Genomic DNA, 957 nt, shown 5'->3' on the forward strand with positions numbered 1-957 from the left:
GGACTGCCCCAACTCCGCCGCCCACAACGCCGTTGCCACGCGGCGGAGTTGGGGCAGTCCGTCGTGGTGGGGCGAGCACGCGGGGACCGCGAGGTGGTCGCGGTCGCCGAGGGTGTCGTCGATCAGGGAGGTGAGGCGGCCGGGGCCGGGCTGGACGAAGACGCGGTGTCCGCTCGCGTAGAGGGCCTCGGTCAGTTCGCGGAAGCGCACCGGTTCCAGCAGGTGCCGTACGAACAGCGCGCGCACGGCCGACTCGGCCGCCGGGAAGGGCCGCGCGGTCGTGCCGGACCACACCGGGACGGTCGGCGGATGCAGCCGGAAGCGGTCGGCGGCCTCCTGGATGGGGGCGAGATACGGTTCGAGCATCGGCGTGTGGAAGCCGGAGCGGAAGGGCAGCACCTGGCAGATCACGCCCTGCGCGCGGAAGGACCGTACGAGGTCCTCGACCGCGGAGTCCGGTCCGCAGACCATCGACTGGCGGGGCGCGTTGTCATGGGAGAGCACGATCCCGGAGCCCGCCCAGGCGTCGGCGAGCGCCGCTTCGACCTGTGCGGCGGAGGTGCCGATCGCGGCGAAGGCGAGCCCGGGGACGGTCAGCGCGTCGGGGTCGAACTCGGCCATGAATCCGTCGACTTGGCCGGGTGAGTAGATCCCGGCGGCCGCCATGGCCGTCCACTCGCCGACGCTGTGCCCGGCGACCGCGTCCGGTACGACACCCATCGCGCGCAGCGCCCGGTCCAGCAGCCGGCCCACGCCGACGACATCGAGTCCGTGCCGCCCGATGTCCTCGACCCGGGCGCCCACCCCGGTCTCCGCCCTGGTGTCCTGCGGCGCGGGCAGGCCGAAGTGGGCGGCGATGTCGTCGGTGCGCGGCGGTGTGAACTCGCCCTCCAGACCGGGGAAGACGAACGCCAGCCGGTCGGCGGGCCCGCCGACCGGCTGGCGTTCGTCTTCCCC

At 74.0% G+C, this 957-nt stretch carries 1 protein-coding gene; it reads right to left on the reverse strand.

Annotated features, from left to right (window positions below):
* On the reverse strand, nt 1-957 hold a 957-nt coding region (locus CCN72_RS31280), incomplete at both ends, for an acyltransferase domain-containing protein (protein ID WP_143664258.1).

The organism is Streptomyces murinus, from assembly GCF_002154555.1.
GTDB lineage: Bacteria > Actinomycetota > Actinomycetes > Streptomycetales > Streptomycetaceae > Streptomyces > Streptomyces murinus.